This is a genomic window from Maribacter huludaoensis (assembly GCF_029350945.1).
Taxonomy (GTDB): domain Bacteria; phylum Bacteroidota; class Bacteroidia; order Flavobacteriales; family Flavobacteriaceae; genus Maribacter; species Maribacter huludaoensis.
The window spans coordinates 252,399-270,927 of the sequence record NZ_JARKMS010000005.1 but is presented as its reverse complement, the minus strand read 5'-3'; the positions used below and the strand labels follow the sequence as shown (position 1 = coordinate 270,927).

Below are 18,529 nucleotides of genomic sequence, written 5' to 3'. Positions count from 1 at the left end.
AAGAATTGGTGGGTCTTTTTAGTTAAATGTCTAAAGTGTAATTTGTAGTATACGTATTACATTCTATGTCTGCCTTTTGTAATTTTATAATTGTTGCGACTATCTGTTCCAGATTTCCCAAGATTTTTCAGCTTGAAATTCTAACATTCTATGTCCATTACAAATACTTGCACCGTTGGCTTTGCCCGCAGCTAAGAAAGCAGTTTCCGCAGGGTTGTAGATGAGATCAAAAAGAAGATGGTCATTGCCAATTTTTGAATAGGGTATTGCAGGTTTTTCTTTAATATTTGGGAATGTACCTACCGGAGAACAATTAATAATTAACGTGTAGTCGCCAATGATATCATCGGTAAGTTCATTATAGGTGTAGCCATTGTTTTTACCACTTCTAGAAACATAGGTAAATGTTATGCCTAACTCTTCCAATACAAACGCGATTGCTTTTGATGCTCCACCTGTACCTAAGATCAAGGCTTTTTTATGATAATCTTTTAAGTATGGTTCTATAGATTTTTGAAATCCGTAGGCATCGGTATTAAAACCAATTAAACCTTTGTCCGTGAATTTTATAGTATTTACGGCTCCTATTTTCTTTGCGGCTATATCTAAATCATCTAAATATGCCATGACTTCTTCTTTGTAAGGTATAGTTACATTAAGTCCTTGAACATTTTCGGTTTTTTTAAAAATAGAAGGAAATTCCGAAATGGATTGCAAATCGAAGTTTTGATACTGGCAACGAGCCAATCCCATATCATCAAATTTTTTTGTAAAGTATCCTCTTGAAAATGAATAGGAAATATCCTTTCCTATAAGGCCGTAATTAGCTTTCTGTTCTTCTGTTCTTTCCATACCAATCTAAAAGTAGCAAAATACTAATACCAATGATAATAAAGAAAATAGCTGTCCAGTTTTCTACGGTGGTCAAATCTGGCAGAAACCTTTCATAGTTCATTATTATCGGTTTTCCGTTTGTGTCTAAAATACTTTCTCCGTCAACTCCCGTTTTAAAAATTGTTCTTTTCCATGGCCATACTACCCCCAAAGATCCAGTAATGAAACCAAGAATAGTTGCTGTAGTTACGTGCTTGTAATGTTTTAAGACGTAAGTTAATAAATGGGAGAGGGTTACTAAACCTGTGGCAGAACCTAAAGTAAATACCGCTAAAATCTTAAGCGTATGTAACCTTTCCGTATTGGAGGTGAAACTAAAATCACCAATTAGCAATTCTGAGAAAGTGTCATATAATGCATTGACAGAATCTACCAAAAGCAGCACATAGTTACCTAATAATATTAATATAAATGAACCCGAAAGCCCAGGTAGGGTCATTCCGGAAACACTGATCATTCCACATAAAAAGATAAATAACAAATTGTCATTTTCCTTTGCAGGGCTAAGAAAACTAATGGCAACACCAATACTTAAACCTATAAGCGCTGCAGTAAATGTTTTCTTTTTCCAATAATCAAAATCTTTACCAATGTAGTATATGGAGCCTAAAATCATTCCAAAAAAGGCGGACCAAACATACAGCTCATGGGTGGCCAAAAAATAATCCAAAATTTTTGATATACTGAAGTAGCTGACCAGCATACCAAAGATAAGCAGGGTTAAAAATGAACCGTTTATATATCTATAGAAGCTTTTGAGCCTACCATTAATAAGAAGCTTAAAGGCTTTTCCGTTTACTTTTTGAAGGGAATATATGAATTCTTCGTAAAAACCACCTACAAACGCCACTATACCGCCAGATACGCCGGGTACCTTATTGGCAGCGCCCATGCAAAGACCCTTTATGACCAAGAAAATTTTGTCGGCAAAGGATCGGGTTTTATTCATTTAGCTTTTAGCGTTACTTTTTGGAAGCTGATTTTTCTAATATAAAAATAAGAGAAAAACCTATTACAGCAGCTATGATAGCAAAGGTTAATTGATTATCGCCTTGAAAAGCGAAAGGGGAGATATTTTCGTCTACAATTATTTCTTTTTTACCTATCTGAATAACTTCTATAATATTTTTCCAGGGCCATATTTTGTTCAATGAACCTAAGATGAAACCTGTTAAAACGGCTAATGTAGCATCTTTATAATTGATAAACATCCATTTTAAAACTCGAGCAAAACTTAAAATACCAAAGGCTGCACCAAAAGCAAATGTGATAATAATGCCAAAGTCTTTTTCATTTACGGCTTCTAGTACAGTTTTATATGAACCGAGCAAAACTAAAATGAAAGACCCGGAGATACCTGGTAATACCATGGCACAAATGGCTATGGCACCAGAAAGAAATATAAAAGGTAAACTTCCTGAACTTGTAGAAGGTGGTAGGGTAGTGATGTAAAAAGCACCAACTGTTCCGAATATGAATAAAACAATGGCTAAAATATTCCATCTTTTAATTGATTTGGCTACAAAAATGACACTTGCCAATACCAGACCAAAAAAGAACGACCATGTTACTATAGTGTGTTCATCTAATAACCAAGCAATAACTTTTGATAATGAGAAAATACTAATCATCATACCAATAACTAAGGCCAATAGAAAGTTACCGTTCAATTTCTCCCAGAACTTTTTAAAACCTTCTTCCTTTAAAACTTTTAGGGTTGTTAGGTTAACGTTATTGATAGAAGTAATGAATTCTTCGTATATGCCTGTTACAAAGGCTATTGTGCCACCAGATACTCCCGGCACCAATTCTGCAATACCCATTGCCATACCTTTTAGTGATATGAAAGTATAATCTTTTAGTTTTCTATTGTCCATGAAATGTAGAACCTATTCTAAGAGGTTTTATTGTATTTTCTTACAATTTCTTGTGTCCATTCAGACTTGCCGTATTCTGGAAAATTTTCAATGAACAAATGAAGTTTTTTCTGTTTTTTGTCAATTTTCAATGCATCCATGAGCATTATACGTGCATTAATAGGGTCTTTGGCCAGTAATAGGTAGCCTACAGATCTGTATAATATTCTTAAATTCTCAGGATAAAACTCCCTACCTTGAGCCAAAATTTCTACTGCAGCAGAATCTTCTCCGTTTATATGCACAACTTCTGCCCAGTTTAACCATGTGTCCAATTCAAAATTACCTAAGTCTACGGCTTGTTTAAAAGCAAAATCTGCTTGGTCGTAATTTTTTAAGGACATGTGGATTTGTGCGCATTTTTTCCAGTATTGAGGATTTTCACCATCAATATTTAAGGCTTTGTTTATATAAAATACCGCTTTTTCAAAATCTCTACTGTTATAATATAGATTTGTAATGGCCAGCCAACCTTTGTCCAACAGTGGGTCCTCATGAACCGTTTGGTAGAAATAATATTTGGCCATTTCGGTATCCTTCAGTTTTTCATAACATTTACCTATTCTTAAAAATGCGTGAGATGTGGGATCTTCAATAGAAATTGTAGTCTCGTAGTTTTCTATAGCTTCCTTATGACGACCTAGTTTTTCAAGAACTTTTCCTTTTTCAAAGTAGGCACCAATAAAAGTATCGTCAGATATAACGGCAAAATCAAAAGCGGTCAAAGCTTCGGTATACATTTCTTTGAAATAATACTGTTTGCCCAATTGATGCCAAGCTACTTCACAATACGGATTCTTTTCCAAATAACTGTTCAAATAAACAATTGCACCGTCATAGTCTTCAAGAAACTCAAAGCAATACACCACGTTGTAGAGCGAAGAATAGTCTTGTTCATCAAACTCTACACATTTCATAAAGCTTTCTTTAGCGTTATTGAAATTGTCCATGAACAAATATTCCATGCCCAAAAGACTATAGATATCAAAACTATTGTTGGTAAAACTTAATGCTTTTTGTAATAATTCTATAGCGCCGGCGTGATCATCTCTCTTAGAATATATATTTGCACGTTGAATGTAAATTTCGTCGTTGTTATTATCTAACTGTTGTAATTCATCTAACAACCCTTCGGCTTTATCCATCTGGTTTTCAAAAACCAATACTTCTACCTGAAGCAATTTAAGTTCTATAGAAGCCGGATGCTGTTGTAAACCTATTTTAATTCCTTTTTTTGCCAAAGAAATCTTCCCATGATTTAGGTAATGGTGCACAATATCTTCAAAATCCTCTGCATCAAAGAAATAGACATCATCTGTCTTTAACATTGATTCAAATTTTGTAATCGGCTTGTCCGGTCTCTCGTTAGATTCTAACGCCATAGGAACTTTTTGGTTTTACAAGATATTTTAAAAGTAAGCGATTGTAAGGGGTTTCAGCCATGTTCCTAATCGATATTATTAACAAATTAGTTAACAACGCTGATTTACATTGCATTAAGAAGTTCTAAAATTACGGTACAGCCTTTTTTGATTTCTTCTTCTGAAATTGTTAACGGGGGAGAAATTCTTACCGCTCTATTTTCAAACAATAGCCAGAATAAAATAAGATTTTTCTCTTTTGCCTTTAAGACCAATGCATTGGCTGTTTCGGGTGAATCCATAATGAGGGCAAGCATCAGTCCTTTACCTCTAATTTCTTTTATTTTGGGGTGCTTCAATAAAGATTTGAAAAGGGTTTCTTTCTTTAGGGTATCGGTTATAAGATTAGAATTTAAAAGTACATTCAACGTTGCCAAACTAGAGGCGGCAATAACCGGATTACCCCCAAAGGTTGTAATGTGGCCCATTTTCGGATTCTCGCTTAATGTATGCATGATTTCTTTACTTGCGGTAAATGCACCCACTGGTAACCCAGATGCCATTCCTTTACCAATTACCAAAATATCCGGAACGCAGTCAAAATGCTCAAAAGCGAACAACTTTCCTGTTCTGCCAAAACCTGGTTGAATTTCATCAAGAATCAATAAAGCTCCCATGTCTTTACAACGTTGCTTTACCTTTTTAAGGTATTCATTGGTAGGTACTATAAAACCTGCACCGCCTTGTATGGTCTCTAATATTACGCAAGCTGTTCTTTTTGTGATTTTTTTTAGATCCGCTTCGTTATTGAATTGAATATGATAAATATCCGGTAAAAGTGGTCTGAAAACACTTTTGCGCTCTTCAAAATCCATAAGGCTTAGACTGCCCATTGTATTGCCGTGATAGGCAGATTTTGCCGCAATAATTTCTGAGCGTCCCGTAAATCTACGTGCCAATTTTAAAGCTCCTTCAATGGCTTCTGTTCCAGAATTTACCAAATAGGTTACCTCCAAGGGTGCCGGTATATTATCGGCAAGTAATTTTGTGTAAATGGTAGCGGGAGATTGTGCATATTCACCATACACCATTACGTGCATATATTTGTCTACCTGCTCTTTTATGGCCGCTACCACACTTGGATGACAATGACCAAGCGTACAAGCAGATACTCCTGCAACAAAATCTAGATGTGCATTGCCCTTGGTGTCATAAATATAACTGCCGCTTGAATGCGAAACTTCCATGCCCAAAGGGTAGGGGGAAGTTTGTGCTTGATATTTTAAAAAGTCTTCGTTCATGTGAAATAACTATTTCACCTTTTTAGGTTTTGTAGAATTTTTGGGATCTATAGCTTTGTTTTGTGTGGAAATGTTGTTTACAGGGTCTGTTTCGTTTTTACTTCTTTGTTGCTCTTCTGCATCAATATCAATTGGATTGTCAATACCATTAATTACAACAAGCTTTAAGTTGATGTCGTCTTCATCGAAAATATCGTCCTTAGTCAATATACGTTCATCGCCACGCCATAAGAATCCTTTTAAAATTCTACTGTTTTCCGGTAGATCCTTTTCCGGAAATATATCTCCGTCAGGATTTGTGTAAAAAGTTAGGTCTTCTATATCATTTTCCGCCATGGTAATTCTAATTTTACTACAAACGGTTTTATCTATTCCTATAAGTTCGTCATCGTCATTGTACATATAGTAAATGACCTCGGTATTCTGAACCAGGTCTATAAGTTTTAGTTCATTTTCAATAAACTTACCGAACAAGTTAATTCCTTTGGCTTGATTATACCCTGTCATACTAACACTATCCAATGAAATAATGAATGCATTGTTCAGTACTTTTAACGAATCTAATTTTTCAGTTTCCAGGTTCGATTTTAGGTGAATACTGTCGCCTGTCATTTGGTTTGCCCCGTTCCAAATAATAGGGTTTTTAATCAATTGGGTAATGCCTGTTTTTTGTTCTGAATGTATACTGTCACATTTACCGCTTAAATCTGTTTTATAGAATTTGGCATTTCTAAATGCTCGTAGCACCCTATCCTCTGGCTTACCGGTTACCATTAATGTATCTCCATGAACAAAAAGTGAATCTCTTTCTTGAATAGAAATGGACACTGCCTTTCTTGTTGCAAAAACAGAATCTTTGGCTTTGAACACTTCAGCATAATGTGCCCTAATAATGCCATTGTTTATGGTGTCTGTTACCGTGATGTTATTGGTGGCAGAAGCAAATTCTTGTGCTTTGTTAAAATAAACGCTATCTCCTTCTATGATGCGGTTGTTATAATCTATGCGGGTATTTTTTATACCGTAGCCACTTTCAATTTTTGTATCGTAAAATCCTCTCTCACAATAAATTTTATATGCCTCTCCATTAATGGTCGATGGCCCGTACATATAAGCATTCTTAGAGGTGGTGTAATAATCTAATTGTTCTGAATCTAGCGTGTATTCTGGGTTTTGAACATGTACACTATCTAGAAATTGATACTTTTTAAGTTCCATAAAATACTTGCCAATTTTACTTGTCAATGTATTTGCAGAGTCTATCACAGTGCCGTTATCTTGGTAAAAAGCCTCTTGTTTTTCACGATCTAAACGTAATGTGTCTGTTTTTAAGGTCATGTCAGAGTTAGTTAAAACAACATTTCCCCATGCTTTGGCTAATTTTATATCACCTAAGTAGTTGATTTTTTTACTGGTCATTTCAACGGAATCTCCCTGCTTTAAAATGACATTACCTATTGCTTCCAGCCTATTTTCCAATTGATAATAAATAGCAACATCGCACCAAAGGTCGGCACCTTGATGCTCAAATTGTACTTGACGGGTGTCTTTGCTGAATATTGACGCGCCAGGGTATTCAGCTTCGTTTTTAGTGAAGTTGGCACCGTAGACAATATTGATTTGTTTGGGTTCTTCACCGGTAGTTTTCTCTTGGGCATAGCATAAAAGAGCACTGGCAAAGAACAAAAGGACAACGGAATAAATCTTTTTCAACCTAAAAATTTTTTCAAAAATAGAACATTTTAAAAGAGCCTTGTCATGGTTAAGATACTTTTGGGATTTTGTACAACAAAGTTTGGTTACTCTTTTAATGTTCTAAAGGTAATAGATGGTAGCAATGATTTGTTTTAAGTAGTCTTTAGAATTCCTCTAATATACCCTATAGACTCAGATAAGCCATAAATGGCATGGTCTGCATCTTTCTCATATTCAATGGCTACTATACCGGTATACTTTATTTCTCTTAAAGCGGTCAATATTGAAGGTATATTTATTTTGCCATGTCCTAAGACGGTTTTATTACCTTCTGCAACAGGTGCATCAATATCCTTGATATGAACATCAAATAGTTTGTTTTTATATTTAATCAGTTCTTCTGCGGGATCCAAACCTAATCTAAAGGTATGTCCTACGTCTATACATAACCCTATTCTATCATCTAAATCTTTAATTTTATCATAGACACTTTTTGGAGATGGAAAGATCTTATCTTCTGGTCCGTGATTATGAATGGCCAATCTAATATTCGTTTTTTTAATTTTTTCTTCTACCAGAGGCAATAAATGATGCTCGGGAGCTCCAATAATCATGGGTAAACCCGCATTTTCGGCATAATTGAAATATGTTTCTACGTCTTCTGGAGATTGCATATAAATTACTCCGCCACCGTATAGATTTAAACCTCTTGCTTTAACTTTTTCACGTATATAGGAGAGCTTTGACTTTTCTGCATCATAGGGTAGATGAACACTTTTAAAAGCCACATCTTTTATGTTTAAACGTGCTGTAATTTCAATTAATTCATCTAAACTATATTTTCTTAGGGTAAAAGATGCTAGACCAATATTAAGTTTGTGATTGTTGTACGTGGTATCGGTATTCTTGGGTTGACCAGATTTGAAGGATGCGGTGCCTAGAGCCAAAACACCTAGACCACTTGTTTTAATGAAGTTTTTTCTTGATAAAGCCATGTTTGTAATTGAATGTTTATTTAATGCAAGAGTTATTTCTAGAACGCTCTGTAATCGCCTTGTAAAAAAGTATTGGCTTCTTCTTCGGCAAACTTGGCATTTTCACTGTCCCAGTGCAATACTTGGTTGGGAAATCTACCGGCAATGACACCTAATAGTATAGTTTCCGTTAACCTTGATGCATATGAAAATGGTGCGGTAGTAACATCTTCGCCTAAGCAGGCATCTACAAATTGATGATAATGTTTAGGTCCTTCCAAATCATAATCTCTAATTGGTTTATCCATATTGTTCGCTTTTTCCACGGCTTCGATCTCTGCCGTAATATCTACATATTTACCATCTACGATCTTTTTAGGAAGTTGCATAAAGTGTGGTAGCAATAACCTTCCTTTTTCTCCAATGAACATAGCACCTTGATCTGGTAGTGTTCCTTCAGTGGCATTTTTAGTGTCTAAAGACATTTTATCTTCCATACTTTCCTTGGAACTATCATCTTTGGCGACTATATTTTCTGCACCCGGTAAAATTAAATCTTCATGATCTTTTGGTGCGCCTGGACCGTCGTACCAAACCCATTTTAATGTTTCTGTAGTATATTCAGTTTGTGGAAACTCATAGGTTACTACATTGTTTTGAGGAAAGCCAAACCCATTAGGTTCCCTGCATTCATTTTTTATGGTTTTGGGTACCTGTAAAGCCAGTGCGTTATAAGGGGTGTCAAAAATGTGAACTCCCATATCGCCCAATGTTCCGCAACCATAATCAACTAATTTTCTCCAATTTCCAGGGTGGTAAAATCCTTCTTTGTATGGTCTCTCTGCTGAGGTGCCCAACCATAAATTCCAGTCTAGCGAATCAGGAATAGGGTCAGAACTTGTAGGTTCAGGTCCGTCATAACCCCAATCTTTTGGAGACCATGCACGTACCGTATGTACTTTACCTATAATACCCGATTGAATCAATAAAGTGGCAAGTTTATAGTCATAAAATGAATGAACCTGAATTCCCATTTGAGTGACCAATCCTTTTTCTTGAGCTAGTTTATTCATAGCCCTGGCCTCTGATACATAATGGGTGAGGGGTTTTTGACAATATACAGGTTTGTCCATTTCCATGGCCATCATAGAAGCGGGAGCATGGGTGTGATCAGGTGTAGATACAACCACAGCATCTATCTCATTGCCCATTTCTTTCAGCATTACCCTGTAATCTGTGTACGTTTTGGCATTTGGGTGCAGTTCTTTTGCTGCAGCCAGATTTTTGGCGTCTACGTCACAAAGAGCAGTGACATCCACTTTATTGTGAGATGAAATGGCTTTTAAGTCTTCTGCCCCCATATTACCTACACCAATATGTGCTGTGCGTAATCTGGTCAGTTTTTTCACTTCTTTTTTACAAGACCAGAGTCCAGATGGTAATAATACAAATGTGGACAATGCCGCTGCGTTCTTTAAAAAGTCTCTTTTGTTCATTGGTGTGGTGGTTATAGTTTTTTGATTTTTATATTTCTGAACCAGATAGGGCTAGAATGATCTTGAAAACCGATATAGCCGGTTTTAAACTTGCCGTAATCTTTGCTGTTTTTCCATTTATCGGAATTCTTTCTTTCGTACCAGGCCTCATCCCATGGAACAAAGGAAACTACTTTCTTACCGTTCAACCAATGTTCTACCTGGTCTGGGGTAAAGATTATTCTTGTGGTGTTCCATTCGCCAACAGGGTGCAAAATTTTTTCTTCGGGGTCTGCCGCGTGCATGGCATAATCAGATGCGGTCTGTTGTAACGGTTTAAGTTCTTCCGGGTTGTCCGTATATCCTAAACTTAAATTGTAATCTGTAAGGTCGTGAATGTTTGCATAGTTTTCGTCATCTATCAATTGATACTCAGGGGCAACTTCTGGCGGGCTATCGTACCCTTCTTTTAAATGGTAGAAAATACCACTATTACCACCTTTTGGTAATTTCCACTCTACATAGAGTTCAAAATTATCAAATTCTTCAGCTCCATAAATAATATCGGTACCTCCTTCATAATCTTGCTCTTTGCCCAATTCGGTATCAAATTGTAATTCTCCGTCTTTTGCAATCCAGCCTGGTGGTAGTTCTTTGCCATTATATGCTCGCCAACCCTTGGTAGTCTTACCGTCAAAAAGGGTGATCCATTCATTTTCAATTTGTTGTACGGTAGCGGTTTGTTCCTCCACTTTCTGCTTTGTTTTTGTTTTACAAGCTGTTGTCAGCACAAGCAATAAGAGCAATGTAGTGTAAATAAGTCTTTTCATTTTTTAAGGCTAAAGCGAAGTTGTTGTTGATGGTCAAAATCTAAATTTTACACCTTCTTGAAAATACAAAAAAAAAGAATGGCGATAAAGGTATTTCCCTATATCGCCATTCTTGAAAGTTGAACAACCTGTTACGGCCGTTAAATGTTTATCTTAAAATTGTCTGAGTTCTATCTGGACCCACTGAAACAATTTTGATAGGAACTTCTAGTTCTTTTTCTAGAAAGTCAATGTAATCGTTAAGTTCTATGGGCAGTTGGTCTGCTGAAGTCATTTTGGTCAAATCTTCTTTCCATCCGGCCATTTCAGAATAGACGGGAGTAACGTTCTCCGCTTCAATGTTGTAAGGGAAATGTTCTATTTGCTCTCCTTTGTAATTGTATGCCGTACAAACTTTTAGTTTCTTGAAACCACTAAGTACATCTCCTTTCATCATCATTAGTTCAGTAACACCATTTACACGAACTGCGTATTTTAATGCAACTAGATCTAACCAACCGCAACGTCTTGGTCTACCTGTAGTAGCTCCAAATTCGTTACCTACACGGCCCATAGTTTCACCATCTTCATCAAATAGTTCTGTAGGGAAAGGGCCACTGCCCACCCTTGTAGTATAGGCTTTAAAAATACCTTTAACGGCACCTATTTGGTTTGGTGCAACGCCTAAACCTGTACATGCGCCGGCTGCCGTAGTATTTGAGGAGGTAACAAATGGGTATGTACCAAAGTCAATATCCAATAAAGATCCTTGGGCTCCTTCTGCCAATATTTTTTTTCCTGCCTTTTGGGCCTGGTACAAATATTCTTCACTATCGATAAAAGTTAATTTCTTCAATTCTTCCACAGCTTTAAAAAAGTCTGTTTCCAATTCTGCAAGATCATACTGTATGTCTACATCGTAAAAATTGATCATTGCTTCATGCTTGTTTGCCAAGCTTCGGTATTTTTCTTTCCAATCGCTTAATTCCAAATCGCCGATACGCATACCGTTTCTACCAGTTTTGTCCATGTACGTAGGACCTATTCCTTTTAGCGTAGAACCAATTTTTGCTTTTCCTTTTGATGCTTCCGATGCAGCATCCAATAAGCGGTGTGTAGGTAATATTAAGTGTGCCTTTCTAGAAATGAAAAGTTTAGCGTTTACATCTAAATTAAATTTCTTTAATGCATCTAACTCTTTTTTAAAGATAACCGGGTCTATTACAACACCGTTACCGACTACGTTTACCGCATTTTTATGAAATATTCCAGAAGGAATAGTGTGCAAAACGTGTTTTATTCCATCAAATTCCAAGGTATGGCCTGCATTTGGGCCACCTTGAAAACGTGCAATAATGTCGTAATCTTGAGTTAATACATCAACAATTTTTCCTTTTCCTTCGTCACCCCATTGTAGGCCTAACAATAAATCTACTGCCATTTAAATATTATATACTTGGTTAGTTCTATTTTATTTCTTTTTTACCTGCATCTTTTGCAGGGGTATTTTTGGTCCCATAAAAATATAGGGAGTGTGTGTTTATCGTAATATCGAAAACCTCTTCAATAGTTTTCTTTATAGATTGGATCCTAGGGTCGCAAAACTCCATTACCTCACCCGTATCGGTTAAGATAACATGATCGTGCTGGCGATCAAAATACGATTTTTCGTACTGTGCTTGATTTTTGCCAAATTGATGTTTACGTACCAATTTGCAATCTAAAAGAAGTTCAATGGTATTGTAGAGTGTAGCCCTACTAACGCGATAGTTTTTGTTCTTCATTTTAATATAGAGCGATTCTATATCAAAATGCTCATCACTTTCATAAATTTCTTGAAGTATGGCGTAGCGTTCAGGTGTTTTTCTATGTCCTTTGTCCTCTAAAAAGGTGGTGAAGACGTTTTTTACTATTTCTTGATTTTTATCAGAAGACATATTTACTGCATTAATACACAAAGGTACAGTTAAATTTTAATTTCCTTTTTCTAAATACGAGTAACTTTATCAATACCGCTGATGTTCATAAGATTATCGGTCAATTTTTTTAGCACGGCCTTGTTTTTGACCACTACCGTAATCTTACCTTTAAATGTTCCACCATCTGTGCTGAAGTTCAAATTACGCATATTTACGTGCATAATATCAGAAATAACTTCTGTAATATCACTTACAAGACCCAAATTGTCAATCCCCGTTAATACAATATCTGCCTGATATTCTTGTTGTGACGAATCTATCCATTTGGCACTGATAATACGGTAGGCATAGTTAGATTGTAATGAAATTGCATTGGGGCAGTTCTTTTTGTGAACCTTGATACCTTCGGACACGCTTACAAAACCAAAGACATCATCACCAGGTATAGGGTTGCAACATTGAGACAATTTATATTCTAATTTTTCTTCCTCTTTACCAAAGACCAGCATATCATATTTAGATGTAATCTCATCTTTGTTGATATCTTCCGGTGTTGGTGTTTTGCGCATTCTGTTCTTGAAGAAACTAATGAATGCATTGCTGTAAGAAGATGCAAAGTCTTTGATCATTGCATTGTCGATAGATCCAATGCCTACCCTATAAAATAGATCCAGACTTGTTTTTAGTTTAAAGAAGGAAACCATTTTGTTTATGGAGTCTTCATTGAGCGAAATTTTCTGAGATTTTAATTTTCTGCGCAAAATCTCTTTTCCGTCTTCTGCTACAACTTTTTTCTCTTCACGTAAGACAGATTTAATTTTAGCACGTGCTCTGGCCGTAGTGGCATAGTCTAACCAGTTAGAGTTTGGTTTTGCCTGGTCAGATGTTATGATCTCTACCTGATCACCACTTGAAAGTGTGGTGTTCAACGGTACCAGCTTGCCGTTCACTTTTGCCCCACGGGTTCGCATACCCACTTCGGTATGTATGTTAAAAGAAAAATCTAACGGTGTTGCACCTTTGGGCAAAGACCGTAGTTCCCCTTTTGGGGTAAAGACAAAAATTTCTTTTGAATACAGGTTTAGCTTAAATTCCTCTACAAAATCAACGGCATTGGTATTGGCATTCTCCAATGCTTCTTGAAGTTTGTTTAGCCAAACTTCTATACCTTGTTCTTTTTGATCGCCATGTTTGTATTTAAAATGCGCCGCATAGCCCTTTTCCGCTATTTCGTGCATTCTTTCACTTCTGATCTGTACTTCCACCCATTTACCCTTTGGCCCCATAACGGTAATGTGCAATGCTTCATAACCTGTAGATTTGGGGGAAGAAATCCAATCTCGTAATCTTACAGGGTTTGGGGTAAAGTGATCGGTTACGATCGAATATATTTTCCAAGCAAGAAATTTTTCGTTCTGCGCATCGGATTTATAGATTATTCTAATGGCAAACTTGTCATAGATTTCCTCAAAGGTCACATTTTGCGCAATCATTTTCTTCCGCATAGAAAAGATGGACTTCATTCTTCCTTTTATAATGTAATTCAGTCCTTCTTTTTTTAGGGAATTGTCTATGGTGCCGGAAAATGCGTCAATATACGCTTGTTGGTCTTCTTTACTATCTTCTATTTTATCTTTAATAGAATTGTAAACATCTGGCTCTGTATACTTTAAACTTAAATCTTCTAGCTCTGTCTTAATGTTGTATAGTCCTATTCTATGGGCTAGGGGAGCATAGATATACAACGTTTCGGACGCGATCTTTACTTGCTTATGCTCTGGCATAGAATCCATGGTAAGCATGTTATGATATCGATCGGCAATTTTAATGATAATTACACGTACATCGTCATTTAAGGTCAAGAGCATTTTTCTGAAATTCTCCGCTTGTTGAGAGATGTTCATGTCTTTCTTTAAATGCGATATTTTTGTAAGTCCGTCAACAATCCGCGCCACGGTTTCACCGAACATACGATCAATGTCATCTAGCGTGTACTCAGTATCCTCAACTACGTCGTGTAATAGGGCAGAGGCAATGGAAACCGCATCAAGACCAATTTCCGATGCTACTATTTTTGCCACGGCTATGGGGTGAAAAATGTATGCTTCGCCAGATTTTCTACGTTGGGTCTTGTGCGCGTCAACAGCCACCTCAAAGGCGCTTCGTATTAGTTTTTTATCATCATCTGTTAAGGTTTGATAACTAATACGCAGTAATTCCTTGTACTCTTGAGCTATAAGCTTATTTTCTTCTTCTATTGCTGCCTGTGTCATACTAGATTAAAAATAAGATAATCTTAGATGATGCACAACAAAAATTATGCCTTTAAATTACGTATACGGTCAATTAAAGGCGGGTGGGAATAATGCATAAAAACATATGCAGGGTGAGGAGTTAAATTACTAAGGCTGTTTTTTGAAAGTTTTTTTAACGAGGTTACCAATGGTAGTGCAGCATAGGTATTCTTGGCATAATCATCTGCTTGATACTCAAATTTTCTTGAAAAATAATTCATTAGTAATCCAGTGATTTCTGAAATAGGACTGTACAAGATTCCAAAACCGATCAATGCGGCATGAAAACTTGGTCTGTCCACACCAATGGCCAAAGAAACTTCCGGGTTGTTAATAAACAAAGATAGTATCAATAACATTAGACCGGTTAGCACTATTGATGAGGTCAGGTTAAAGATAGTGTGCTTTCTTTTGTAATGACCTATTTCATGTGCCAGTACGGCAACAATTTCCTCTTCTTCCAAGTCATTGATCAAAGTGTCATATAAGGTTACTCTCTTTTCTTTACCAAATCCTGAAAAATAAGCGTTTGCTTTGGTAGAGCGCTTAGACCCGTTGATAACAAAAATGTTTTGAAGGTCAAAACCTACCTGAGCGGCGTAGGCTTCTATTTTTTCTTTTAGGGTACCTGCTTCCAGCGGTTTTTGTTTGTTAAATAGCGGCACTATTAGCTTGCTGTAAAACAGATTCATAAACAAGGTAAATATGGCGATCAATGCCCATGTATATAACCAAAAGCTGGTGCCTGCCCATTGAAAGAACCATATGACCAAAGATAATATGATGCTGCCCACAATTATGGTCATGGCCCATTGCTTTAGCTTATCGGTAAGAAATGTAGTTTTAGTTGTCTTGTTGAAACCAAATTTTTCTTCAATTACAAATGTTTGGTAGTATGAAAATGGAATATTGATAAAATCACTACCTATCATAATAATACCAAAAAAAATCAAGGCTTGTAATATAATACTGTCGGTCTGGTTTTGTGCAATGTTATCTACATAATTAAATCCTCCAAGTAATAAGAAAGATAAAATCAATACCAATGAAAAAACAGATGTAAACACTCCAAATTTATAATTGGTTAATTTGTAGGCTTGAGATTTTTCATATTCTTCGGCATTGTAGACATCCTTTAAATCTTCTGGTATAGGATCTTTAAAACGCTGCGCGTTCAAGTAATTCATTACCGTGGCAAGTATAAACTCTGCGATCAGAATAAAAAGAATACAGTAAAAGACAATTGTATTATCCATATAGTGTAGTTGCAAACGAAAACGGTACTATAAAAAGTATATGTTTTACTAGTTTATTTTTCGCTGACGTTTGGCTTCAAAGATAAGTATTGCCGCAGAGACCGAAACATTCATGGAATCTATCTCACCTTCCATGGGTATAATAATGTTTTGGGTAGCATTTTTTAACCACTCGTCACTTAATCCAGAATGCTCCGTACCTACTACTATTGCTGTAGGTTCAGTGAAATTGACCGTTGTATAATCTTTGGATGCCGACAATGCGGCGCAAAATATTTGAAATCCTTCTTTTTTAAGATAGGATATAATATCTGAGGTGTTTCCCATTCTAATATTCCTAGAAAAAATACACCCTACGCTAGATCTTATAATATTAGGATTGTAAAGATCTGTCTTTGGGTTGGCTATTAAAACGGCATCTAAATTTGCGGCATCCGCCGTTCTTAATAAAGCGCCTATATTTCCTGGTTTTTCAGGTGCTTCCGCTATTAATATCAATGGATTTTTAGTATGGAACTTTAATGAAGAAAGTTCATGATCTTTACTCTTTGCAATAGCAATGATGCCTTCTGTAGTATCTCTATAAGCCAATTTTTTATATACGTCTAAAGTGACGGATATAAGTTGGTCAGCACTGAAAGCTTGCGTTATATTGGTGTTTTCTAAAATATTTTCGCAGTATAGTACGGTGTCTATATGATAACCGGCATTGCTTGCAATCTGTAATTCACGCAATCCTTCTAAAACAAAAAGGCCTGTTTTTTTACGCTCTCTAGATTTTTCTTTTAAAACTAAAACCTTCTTTATTAGAGGGTTTTGAGCGCTACTAATGTGTTTAGTTGTTTGCATGAAGTACAAAAATAGTTCAATTTAGTAAGTCTGCTATAGTTTATCGACTAACCGGTTGCAAAAAACAATAAATAATCAATCGACATTATGAATAAATTTCACCTTTTAGTTTTGGTCTTGGCAATATTTTCGTGCAAAGAAGCTCCTAAGAAAGAAGTTGTTACCAAGGTTGTTGAAGAAATGACAACGCAAGTAGATTTAGATAAATATCCAACGGAATTGAATAAAGTATTTGAAGCTCATGGCGGATTAAATGCTTGGAAGGGATACAAAACATTGAATTTTGAAATGCCTAATGAGAAGTTCAATGAAATACAAACTATTGACCTTCATAAAAGATATGACAAAATTATAACTCCGGACTATTCAATTGGATATAACGGTTCTGAAGTTTGGCTTTTAGATAACACGGGCAACTATGAAGGCAAGCCAAAATTCTATCATAATTTAATGTTCTACTTCTACGCAATGCCTTTTGTTTTGTCCGATGACGGAATAAAATATGAAGAAGTGGATGCTTTGGTTTATGACGGTGTTTCTTACCCAGGATATAAAATTTCATATAACAGTGGAGTAGGTGCCTCTTCTACAGATGAGTACTATATTCACTATGATGCAAAAACCTATGAGATGAGATGGTTGGGTTATACTATGACCTATTTTAGTGGAGAACCATCTGATAAAATAAGCTGGATCAACTATGCCGATTGGGTAAAGGTAGATGAGGTATTGTTGCCAAAGTCAATTACATGGCATAAGGTAGTAGAGGGTGCAATTAACGAGGCAGCTAAAACCGTAAACTTTGAAAATGCTAGTTTGTCTACAACAGCTAAGCCAAAGGAGTTTTTTACTAAACCTGACAATGCCATAATTGTAGAGTAAGGCATTTCTCAAAATCATATATTTTTTTTAAAATAGGTGCCATTTTTATGGCACCTTATTTTTTATACCTAACTTGGAATTTATCTAATTTTGGAAGGATATGAACGTACTTTTTTTTGGTATAACAAAAGATATTGTCGGTGGTTCAGAAATCAGTATTTCTGATGTTGCTAAACCCTTGAATGTTGCAGGGCTTAAAAAAAGATTAATTGATTCTTATCCTGAATTTTCAAAATTAAACTCTTTGGCCGTTGCCGTTAATAACGAATATGCCGATGATAATGTAATATTGACCGGTAATGAAGAAATTGCCATTATACCACCAGTAAGCGGAGGCTAATGAAAAAAGTAATTGAAATAGTTAATGTGATTGATACCACTAAGGTATATGCTGAGCTAAGCGACCCTAATAGTGGTGGAATTTGTGTGTTTATAGGTGCCGTTCGCGAGTTTACCAATAATGAAGAGGTAACAGCTTTAGAATTTGAAACCTACAAAACCATGGCGCTTAAAGAAATGGAGAAGATTGCCGATAGTGCTTTAAAAAAGTGGTCATTGAATAAAGTGATCATGAGGCATGCCGTTGGTGAAAAAGGTGTTGAAGAACCTGTAGTTGTTGTAGGTGCTTCATCTGCACATAGAGATGCGTGTTTTGAGGCCTGTAGATTTCTTATAGATACCTTGAAAGAAACAGTCCCTATTTGGAAGAAAGAGAAATTTAAGAACAAAACGGTGTGGGTTTCTGCGCATCCGTAAGAAAATAGAGAAGAGAAGTTAGAAGAGAGAGAATAGAAAAGAGATAATAGAGTAAAGGAAATAGCAAACAAGGAATAGAAATTAAAAGGGAAAATTTGAACTTGACATTTGTACTTGAATTTGTATTTGATTTTTGAGTTTAAACTTG

The 18,529-nt window shown here is 36.0% G+C and carries 17 protein-coding genes; 3 read left to right on the top strand and 14 right to left on the bottom strand.

What is annotated here, in order from left to right:
• Positions 1-99: 99 nt before the first annotated feature.
• The 14 genes from PXC01_RS15375 to PXC01_RS15310 form a co-directional block, all read right to left on the bottom strand.
• Entirely contained in the window at positions 100-852 is a 753-nt protein-coding gene (locus PXC01_RS15375) for a shikimate dehydrogenase family protein (RefSeq protein WP_276473175.1), read from the bottom strand.
• Complete coding sequence (locus PXC01_RS15370) at positions 824-1,843, bottom strand: DUF368 domain-containing protein (RefSeq protein ID WP_276473174.1); 1,020 nt, start codon at positions 1,841-1,843, stop codon at positions 824-826. Before PXC01_RS15370 ends, PXC01_RS15375 begins: the two co-directional genes overlap by 29 nt.
• Before the next feature lie 13 nt (positions 1,844-1,856).
• A complete protein-coding gene (locus tag PXC01_RS15365) occupies positions 1,857-2,771 on the bottom strand; it encodes a DUF368 domain-containing protein (protein WP_276473173.1) in 915 nt (304 codons plus the stop codon).
• 17 nt (positions 2,772-2,788) lie between these two features.
• Positions 2,789-4,192 carry a tetratricopeptide repeat protein gene (locus PXC01_RS15360; RefSeq protein ID WP_276473172.1) on the bottom strand — a complete coding sequence of 468 codons (1,404 nt, stop codon included), beginning with the start codon at positions 4,190-4,192 and terminating at the stop codon, positions 2,789-2,791.
• A gap of 104 nt (positions 4,193-4,296) precedes the next feature.
• Positions 4,297-5,472, bottom strand: coding sequence for an aspartate aminotransferase family protein (locus PXC01_RS15355; protein WP_276473171.1), 1,176 nt, complete (start codon positions 5,470-5,472; stop codon positions 4,297-4,299).
• Positions 5,473-5,481: 9 nt separating this feature from the next.
• Positions 5,482-7,194 carry an OstA-like protein gene (locus PXC01_RS15350; protein WP_420828594.1) on the bottom strand — a complete coding sequence of 571 codons (1,713 nt, stop codon included), beginning with the start codon at positions 7,192-7,194 and terminating at the stop codon, positions 5,482-5,484.
• Between the two features lie 125 nt (positions 7,195-7,319).
• A complete protein-coding gene (locus PXC01_RS15345; RefSeq protein WP_276473169.1) occupies positions 7,320-8,162 on the bottom strand; it encodes a sugar phosphate isomerase/epimerase family protein in 843 nt (280 codons plus the stop codon).
• A 38-nt stretch (positions 8,163-8,200) separates the two neighbouring features.
• Positions 8,201-9,637: a Gfo/Idh/MocA family protein gene (locus tag PXC01_RS15340; RefSeq protein ID WP_276473168.1), complete on the bottom strand. Its 1,437-nt coding sequence runs from the start codon at positions 9,635-9,637 to the stop codon at positions 8,201-8,203.
• An 11-nt stretch (positions 9,638-9,648) separates the two neighbouring features.
• Positions 9,649-10,446 carry a 3-keto-disaccharide hydrolase gene (locus PXC01_RS15335; protein WP_276473167.1) on the bottom strand — a complete coding sequence of 266 codons (798 nt, stop codon included), beginning with the start codon at positions 10,444-10,446 and terminating at the stop codon, positions 9,649-9,651.
• Between the two features lie 148 nt (positions 10,447-10,594).
• Positions 10,595-11,866 carry an adenylosuccinate synthase gene (locus tag PXC01_RS15330; RefSeq protein WP_276473166.1) on the bottom strand — a complete coding sequence of 424 codons (1,272 nt, stop codon included), beginning with the start codon at positions 11,864-11,866 and terminating at the stop codon, positions 10,595-10,597.
• A 25-nt stretch (positions 11,867-11,891) separates the two neighbouring features.
• Positions 11,892-12,362, bottom strand: coding sequence for a Fur family transcriptional regulator (locus tag PXC01_RS15325; protein ID WP_133673572.1), 471 nt, complete (start codon positions 12,360-12,362; stop codon positions 11,892-11,894).
• Between the two features lie 50 nt (positions 12,363-12,412).
• Entirely contained in the window at positions 12,413-14,617 is a 2,205-nt protein-coding gene (locus tag PXC01_RS15320; protein WP_276473165.1) for a RelA/SpoT family protein, read from the bottom strand.
• A 44-nt stretch (positions 14,618-14,661) separates the two neighbouring features.
• On the bottom strand, positions 14,662-15,894 hold the full coding sequence (locus PXC01_RS15315; RefSeq protein WP_276473164.1) for a M48 family metallopeptidase: 1,233 nt from the start codon (positions 15,892-15,894) through the stop codon (positions 14,662-14,664).
• 48 nt (positions 15,895-15,942) lie between these two features.
• Positions 15,943-16,743: a TrmH family RNA methyltransferase gene (locus PXC01_RS15310; RefSeq protein WP_276473163.1), complete on the bottom strand. Its 801-nt coding sequence runs from the start codon at positions 16,741-16,743 to the stop codon at positions 15,943-15,945.
• An 87-nt stretch (positions 16,744-16,830) separates the two neighbouring features.
• Here PXC01_RS15310 and PXC01_RS15305 point away from each other — a divergent pair, with 87 nt between their 5' ends.
• The 3 genes from PXC01_RS15305 (at position 16,831) to PXC01_RS15295 (ending at position 18,381) form a co-directional block, all read left to right on the top strand.
• A complete protein-coding gene (locus PXC01_RS15305) occupies positions 16,831-17,625 on the top strand; it encodes a DUF6503 family protein (RefSeq protein WP_276473162.1) in 795 nt (264 codons plus the stop codon).
• Positions 17,626-17,725: 100 nt separating this feature from the next.
• A complete protein-coding gene (locus PXC01_RS15300; protein ID WP_276473161.1) occupies positions 17,726-17,965 on the top strand; it encodes a MoaD/ThiS family protein in 240 nt (79 codons plus the stop codon).
• Positions 17,965-18,381 carry a molybdenum cofactor biosynthesis protein MoaE gene (locus PXC01_RS15295; protein WP_276473160.1) on the top strand — a complete coding sequence of 139 codons (417 nt, stop codon included), beginning with the start codon at positions 17,965-17,967 and terminating at the stop codon, positions 18,379-18,381. Before PXC01_RS15300 ends, PXC01_RS15295 begins: the two co-directional genes overlap by 1 nt.
• The last annotated feature ends 148 nt before the right edge of the window (positions 18,382-18,529 follow it).